Genomic DNA, 7,317 nt, shown 5'->3' with positions numbered 1-7,317 from the left:
TTCTCCGCGAAATCTATTGAGGTAGACCGTCGGATGTTTACCCTCGGGGGTAGAGCACTGGATGGGCTAGGGGGGCCCAAAGCCTTACCAAACCTAACCAAACTCCGAATACCGAGGAGTATAGTCCGGCAGACAGACAGTGGGTGCTAAGGTCCATTGTCGAGAGGGAAACAGCCCAGACCACCAGCTAAGGCCCCTAAATCGTGACTAAGTGGGAAAGGATGTGGGGATTCCAAAACAACCAGGAGGTTGGCTTAGAAGCAGCCATCCTTTAAAGAAAGCGTAATAGCTCACTGGTCTATTAGAAACCCTGCGCCGAAAATGTAACGGGGCTCAAGTCACGTGCCGAAGCTGTGGGTGCATTCTATGAATGCGCGGTAGCGGAGCGTTCCGTAAGTCTGCGAAGGAGACGGGGTGACCCTCTCTGGAGATATCGGAAGTGCGAATGCTGACATGAGTAGCGATAAACAGTGCGAGAAACACTGTCGCCGAAAGTCCAAGGGTTCCTGCGCAAGGTTAATCCACGCAGGGTGAGCCGGCCCCTAAGGCGAGGGCGAAAGCCGTAGTCGATGGGAATCAGGTTAATAGTCCTGAGCCTGCTAGAAGTGACGAATGAGATATGTTGTTGGTTCTTATCGGATTGAACCAGCTTTTGGACCATTCCAGGAAATAGCTCTAGCATATAGACCGTACCCGAAACCGACACAGGTGGACTGGTAGAGTATACCAAGGCGCTTGAGAGAACGATGCTGAAGGAACTAGGCAAATTGCTCGTGTAACTTCGGGATAAACGAGACCCAATCGTGGGCAACCATGGTTGGGTGGCACAGACCAGGGGGTAGCGACTGTTTAGTAAAAACACAGGGCTCTGCGAAATCGAGAGATGACGTATAGGGCCTGACGCCTGCCCGGTGCCGGAAGGTTAAGAGGAGATGTGCAAGCATTGAATTGAAGCCCCGGTAAACGGCGGCCGTAACTATAACGGTCCTAAGGTAGCGAAATTCCTTGTCGGGTAAGTTCCGACCTGCACGAATGGCGTAACGACTTCCCCACTGTCTCCAGTATCGACTCAGCGAAATTGAATTCCCCGTGAAGATGCGGGGTACCCGCGGTCAGACGGAAAGACCCTATGAACCTTTACTGTAGCTTTGCAGTGGCATCAGGAAAATTCTGTGTAGGATAGGTCGGAGGCTTTGAAGCCGGGGCGCCAGCACCGGTGGAGCCATCCTTGAAATACGACCCTGAATTTTTCTGATGTCTAACCGAGATCAGTTAGCCTGATCCGGGACCCTGCATGGTGGGCAGTTTGACTGGGGCGGTCGCCTCCCAAAGTGTAACGGAGGCGCGCGATGGTGGGCTCAGGCCGGTCGGAAACCGGCTGTCGAGTGCAATGGCATAAGCCCGCCTGACTGTGAGAGTGACAGCTCGATCAGAGACGAAAGTCGGCCATAGTGATCCGGTGGTCCCACGTGGACGGGCCATCGCTCAACGGATAAAAGGTACTCTAGGGATAACAGGCTGATCTCCCCCAAGAGTCCACATCGACGGGGAGGTTTGGCACCTCGATGTCGGCTCATCACATCCTGGGGCTGGAGCAGGTCCCAAGGGTTCGGCTGTTCGCCGATTAAAGTGGTACGTGAGCTGGGTTTAGAACGTCGTGAGACAGTTCGGTCCCTATCTGCCGTGGGTGTAAGAGACTTGAGAGGATTTGTCCCTAGTACGAGAGGACCGGGATGAACGAACCTCTGGTGCACCGGTTGTCACGCCAGTGGCACAGCCGGGTAGCTAAGTTCGGACGGGATAACCGCTGAAAGCATCTAAGCGGGAAACCCACCTCAAAACGAGGTCTCATAGAGCCGTGCAAGACCAGCACGTTAATAGGCCGGGTGTATACGTACAGTAATGTACTCAGCTAACCGGTACTAATCGCTCATATCTCTCACACAACAACACATGCACAGAAATCAGTCACACTCAAAAAACACCAACCTCTCACCCTCCTCAACCAACACGAGGGTGAGCTAGAAGACCTGGTGGCCATGGCGAGGATCCTACACCCGATCCCATCCCGAACTCGGCCGTGAAAAACCTCAGCGCCTATGATACTGCACCTTAAGGTGCGGAAAAGTCGGTCGCCGCCAGGTCCCCTAGCTCACCTCATAAAAAACCACCCACCAACGCGGGGTGGAGCAGCCCGGTAGCTCGTCAGGCTCATAACCTGAAGGCCGTAGGTTCAAATCCTACCCCCGCAACCATCTCTCAATAAAATCTCTTTACCACCTTCAACCGCACGATCACCCGATCGCCTGCGGACGCACGCGTCGGGGCTGCTGGCAATAACGCTCAACGCTATGTGCGAATAGCACCACTATACCTGATACAGCCAAGTGATCAGGCCGCGTGGTCTAACTATTGTTGTAGGGCTAGCGCTCAACTCTCCTGTCCTCCGTAGAGAAGTAGCCATGATGGGAGAGGGGACAGGCTAGTGCATGTGAGCCTTCCGCCAGTCAGTGGTATAGGGCAGCCAGTAATGCTGGCAGCGGAGAGCGGTAATCTTCGTAAACTCCGGACCGCCAAAAAACCAAAACATTCCGCTTCCAGATTGTCACCATTCCAGCCCATCGCTTCTACAAGTATCTAAGCATAGGGGAACTTGACGGCTTTATAGCTGTCTCTCTTCCAGAGATGATGCGGGGAACGTCACTCTATGGGCATAGATATTTGTAGAGTAACTTTTTAATGCGTCACAGCGTAAGCAGCATCCTAATGATAGCCTCAAAAATGATAGGCAGACTGTAAAATGCCTGACAACTGATTCTGGAGGGCTTTTTGGTGCAGAGAAACGCCCCCCATTCTACAGACAAGAAGCCTCAGAAATCGCTGTGTGTCATAGTTTTTGGAGGTCCTTAAAAGCCGACGGTCATATTGTAATCTACGCATGCACCTTTGGCGCCAATGCTGCGGGCGCGGCGTAGGCGCCAGCCGACATCAAAAGTGCCGGTGAGCCAGTGATTGATTTTGCTTGTTGCCGCAAGGCCGACACTGGAGAGGGTGACGGAATGTACGCCAGCGACCACTTGGTGTACCTGTCGGTTGTTTCCATAATCCCAAAACAGCGTAAGAGTTGTTTCGTCTTTATGAGCTTTGGGGTTCATTAGGCCCATGAGTGAAAAGGTCTTTGTTGCCAATTCAGCATTAAAATAGGTGGAAATACTGCCAAACGTCGTATTGAGATAATAACCTCGTACTGTGCCTTGAGCGCCGAGTGAGACCTGCTCAGAGTAGAGGAGGTTCTTGGTCGCTTGTTGATGGGTGATGTGAAAATTAGCGTTGAGGCTATGCGTGAGTGGAAAACTGCGCCCTAGAGTGAGGCGGTCATAAAAATAATTTGGCGATGAGCCGGGTGCGATAGTTTGGTATGCGGGTTGGTTATTGCGGCGTGTAAGGCCGGGGAAACCATAGGCCATTTGGTTGGTAAACTCTGTCTTGCCGTAAGGGTCTTGGATGGAGCCAGAGTAGAGAAAGACAAATTGGTTTGTATCTGCGTTACCGATGATAACGTCTTTTGGGCCGATTTTTTGATATGAATTGGCATTTTTCCAATCGTAACCGAGTTGGATGGTACCATCGAGGCCAAATGCACCACCAAACGCAACATGTTGTACCATGTGCATCCAGCGGAAGGAGACGGAACTGCCGCCGCCATAGTTGCTGAAAGGTTTTTGGGAAAAGGGGTGTGCTTTGGCGTAGTTGCCAAACATGAGGAATGAGTCGCGCGGTGATATGGGAATATGCCAAGCGACGGCATGGTTAAAAAAGCGGTTGGTTGTAGTTTTCGTGTACTGATAAGTAAGGATTTGGTCGAGGCCGAGGAAGTTCCCAACGGATCCGCCCCAGAACCAGCCATTACGCCCTAAGGAAGGGTCATTTTGGTTACTAGCACCACCGAACATGTAAATAGGAAAGCGATCGGCTGTATAAATATCAGCATCGGTTTCACCCGTTTTGGCGCCGGGGGAAAAAATAATTTCAGCAGAACGGAATGGGTTGCGGTTTAGCCAGTCGAGATCAGATTGAACCTCGTTAAAATTAGGAATGGTTCCGCTGGTTAGGCCGCTTTCATATTGAATAAGATTTTTGGAGAACCACCGATTTCCCGTCACGTGAATTTGGCCAATGGTATATTTGCGAATCAGAAGAGTTAGGACTCCGTCTCGCACTGTTTGAGGGGGGATGTAGGCATAGGCAAACGGCTCATTGCTGAGGCGGTAAGCGGCGTTGATACGCTGGGTCAGAATATCCAATTGTTTAATGGACATGGGTTTGCCCACAAAATCGGAGAAGATTCCTGAGAGGATATACTCTTGTGTTTCGCTTCCGATGGGGCGGGCGTCTGGTCCAGCGGTCACCGTGACGTTGATATGGTTCAACGTGGGAATGACGATGGCATCTTCATTCTGTGGCGTTTGGTGCTCGACTGTAGGAGACGTATCCTGTGCCATAGGAGCCACATGGCGTGCTGGCAGTGAGAGTAAGTCAGAAGATGGGGTTATATCGCCTGTGGAACGAAAAGGTATAACCGTTTGGGCTACAGCTCCAGTCGTTGATAACAGAAAGAGGGCAAGAAGAGACGATGAGGTTCTCAAGGGTGGGGAGCCTCTGTGTTGCTCGGTGTTGGCATGGATAGGCGTGTTTCATGGTCTGAAATGCGCACAGCCTGTGTGGCGCTGAGAAGTTGGTCTCGGTTGCCGGCGAGGCCATATAAATTGCCGTGGTCTCCGGCAAGAATTTCAGCAGCAGAATAGATCAGTGCATGTGTGCTGCCCTGTTTTAGTGTGCAGGGTGCAGGCGCGACAAAAACACCAGGCGGATCAATGGGTGAATGGATAAGAGGCTGGGTGAGTTTTTCGCAGCCATGAAAATGCAGGTGGTTGCGTGTGACTAAGCTGGTGTCCATGACCCCAATAAGAATGGGGACGAGCTTAGCATTCGGCGGCAGGTGCGCTGGCTGTGATGTGTGTTGAGAGAAGCGCGTATTACGCTGTGGGTCCTGCGCTAAATAATAGCCATTTGTATCCACAATGCGGCCATCGGGCGTGACGTAAAAAGTCATGCCGTTTGATTGTACGCTAGTGGTAATCATTGGTGGGTGTTGTCCAATGACGTTGTCTAAAGCACCGTTGGCAGTGGCGGAACTTCGCGCACCGGGAGCGTACTGACCGGTTTGTATGACGTTGTTACTTTGTGCCGCTGACGTTGGCACCCATGCCCATGCCACTATAGCGCTGAAGAGCGCTCCAAGAAGATGGCGGCGTGATCGAAGCCGTGAGAAGGACATGGGCATAACAGTCAGTGCTTAGGCAGTTTTAGGTAATGGGCGTGGCATGGTTGCGCGCAGAGGATAGACCTCTAATTGCTGTATGTTAGCAGCGGTATTCGTGGTGGAGAAGCTCACACGATCCAAAGGTTCTTGCGGGAAGACAAGAGCCGTACCGACAGCAATTCCGTCATTGACGTAAAGTTCTAACGTGCAGGCATCATATACGAGACGCAATGAGAATTCACGTACGTCTGGTGTCAATGCAGCAGAAAATTCACGTGTGAAGAATGGGTCCATGAAGCCTTTGAGGCCCCCACGCTCGACCCAGAGCTGACAGGAAAATCCGTCGAACCCGATGGTGAGTTTTTCGCCTTGGGCGTTACTGAAGTCGATTGTGAAGCGACCTGCACGGCCTGACGTGCCATCGGGAAGCATTTGGCTTCGTGGTTCCAGGCTGGCTTTGATGATGAGTTCGATCGCTTGGTTTTTCGGCAGAGCGACGGTTTGCGTTGTGAGCGCTGGTAGATGATGGAAGGGGGTAGGAATTTGAGAAAGGCGTAGGTTCTCTAGGCCAATGGGACGTTGGACCAAACGGATCCACCCATCCGTATCACGACGCACAGAAATGTGGCGTGGCAGGGTCATGACGCCGCGCCATGTGCTGTGGGGAACCTGTTCACAGTATTGCCAGTTTCCAAGCCATGCAATCATGGTTGCTTGGGAAATGGATAGGTTTTCATAGCACTGCAAAGCGTATGAATCTTTACAGAAATCCGTCAGACCAAAGACGGTGTGGGCGTCTTCGGCTGTGAAGCGTTCACCATCGAAGAAACCTACAAAATATTGTGTTGTGCTGCCACCTTGAGGGGCGCCGGGGTTGATGGAGATGAGCATCAACCAACGTGTTTCGTTGGTGCCTTCAAGCTGAACTTCGATCAGGTTTGGGCATTCGTAATCAACGCCAAATAAACCGGCGGATTCAAAATCAGATAAGTGCATCCAGTCCTTCAGGTTGAAGGAACCATAGAAGGATACCTTATGCAGGCGTGATTGCACGACCGTCATGATCCAGCGGCCACTTGGCGCATGGAAAAAGACCTTTGGGTCACGGAAGGAGTTGCTGTGGATGTCTAAGACAGGATTTGCGCTGATTTCGGTGTAAGTTGTGCCGCCGTCACGGCTGATGGCGATGTCTTGTGTCTGTAGTTTGGGGGCTGCGCGTGTGTACACGATAGCAAGGTTGGGCTCTTTGCTCCGTGGGTCTGTTGCAGGCAGGGCGGGGAAGAGGCCGGATGTGTTGTCGTGGTCAATAATGGCGCAGCCTGAGAAGGCTTCGCCCGCAGTAGTTGGCTTGAGGACGATGGGGCCATCTTCCCAAGAGTACAGGTCTTTAGATTTTGCGCTGCCCCAATGGACATAGCCTGCGTAAGGGGCAATGGGGTTATATTGGTAATAAAGGTGGAAAAACTCACCATCATAGATCAACCCATTAGGGTCATTCATGAAGCCTACGCTTGGAGAGAAGTGAATCGAAGGCCGGTACTGGTAATCTTGTGGACTCGGTTGTGCTGGGATGAGGTTTTTCCCAAAAGGGTTAGAGACTTCGCCGTGTGAATCTTCAGGCGTACCTTTAGGGTGGGAGGTCTCAGCAAAAGCATTCGTATTCATAAGCGCACACGTTCCTGCTGCACCGATAAACCATCGCCGTGAGATAGAGGGAATGTCGGATGCATGTTTCATATGGGTGTCCATGATTGGGTGTAAGCGGATGAGCGTCGTTTTGGCTCAAAAGATAAACATTATTTTATGAATTCTCTGAGGGAATGAAAATAACAAAGCCGTGAAGAGAGCTGAGAGGCTTCTAGGTGATAAAACGCAAAAAATCCCAAACGCAGACTGCGATTAGGAGAATGATCAATAACAATTTTTAGGATGATATCAGTGGTGCACCCGAAAGGACTCGAACCTCTAACCCCCAGATTCGTAGTCTGGTGCTC

The 7,317-nt window shown here is 51.6% G+C and carries 3 protein-coding genes, 1 tRNA gene, 2 rRNA genes and 1 pseudogene; 3 read left to right on the top strand and 4 right to left on the bottom strand.

Annotated features, from left to right (window positions below; genetic code table 11):
* The 3 genes from KB213_RS11850 to KB213_RS11840 all read left to right on the top strand — a co-directional run.
* Nucleotides 1-1,946 (top strand): 23S ribosomal RNA (locus KB213_RS11850); the annotation flags it as partial.
* Nucleotides 1,947-2,029: 83 nt separating this feature from the next.
* Nucleotides 2,030-2,144: ribosomal RNA gene (gene rrf, locus KB213_RS11845) — 5S ribosomal RNA — on the top strand.
* A 34-nt stretch (nt 2,145-2,178) separates the two neighbouring features.
* Nucleotides 2,179-2,255 (top strand) — tRNA-Met (locus tag KB213_RS11840).
* A gap of 175 nt (nt 2,256-2,430) precedes the next feature.
* On the opposite strand, the pseudogene KB213_RS12900 reads toward KB213_RS11840, so the two are convergent.
* The 4 genes and pseudogenes from KB213_RS12900 to KB213_RS11825 all read right to left on the bottom strand — a co-directional run.
* Nucleotides 2,431-2,628, bottom strand: a pseudogene (locus KB213_RS12900) (anhydro-N-acetylmuramic acid kinase); the annotation flags it as partial.
* Between the two features lie 278 nt (nt 2,629-2,906).
* Complete coding sequence (locus tag KB213_RS11835) at nt 2,907-4,646, bottom strand: ShlB/FhaC/HecB family hemolysin secretion/activation protein (protein WP_211683419.1); 1,740 nt, start codon at nt 4,644-4,646, stop codon at nt 2,907-2,909.
* A complete protein-coding gene (locus KB213_RS11830) occupies nt 4,643-5,338 on the bottom strand; it encodes a hypothetical protein (protein ID WP_211683417.1) in 696 nt (231 codons plus the stop codon). Before KB213_RS11830 ends, KB213_RS11835 begins: the two co-directional genes overlap by 4 nt.
* Nucleotides 5,339-5,356: 18 nt before the next feature.
* Nucleotides 5,357-7,060 (bottom strand): glycoside hydrolase family 32 protein, encoded by a 1,704-nt coding sequence (locus KB213_RS11825; RefSeq protein WP_249110562.1) that lies wholly within the window; start codon nt 7,058-7,060, stop codon nt 5,357-5,359.
* Nucleotides 7,061-7,317: the final 257 nt, after the last annotated feature.

It is taken from the genome of Neokomagataea anthophila (genome assembly GCF_018122595.1).
Classification (GTDB): Bacteria; Pseudomonadota; Alphaproteobacteria; order Acetobacterales; family Acetobacteraceae; genus Gluconobacter; species Gluconobacter anthophilus.
Note: the sequence above shows the minus strand (reverse complement) of the source record. Positions and strands in the feature narration are given on the sequence as shown.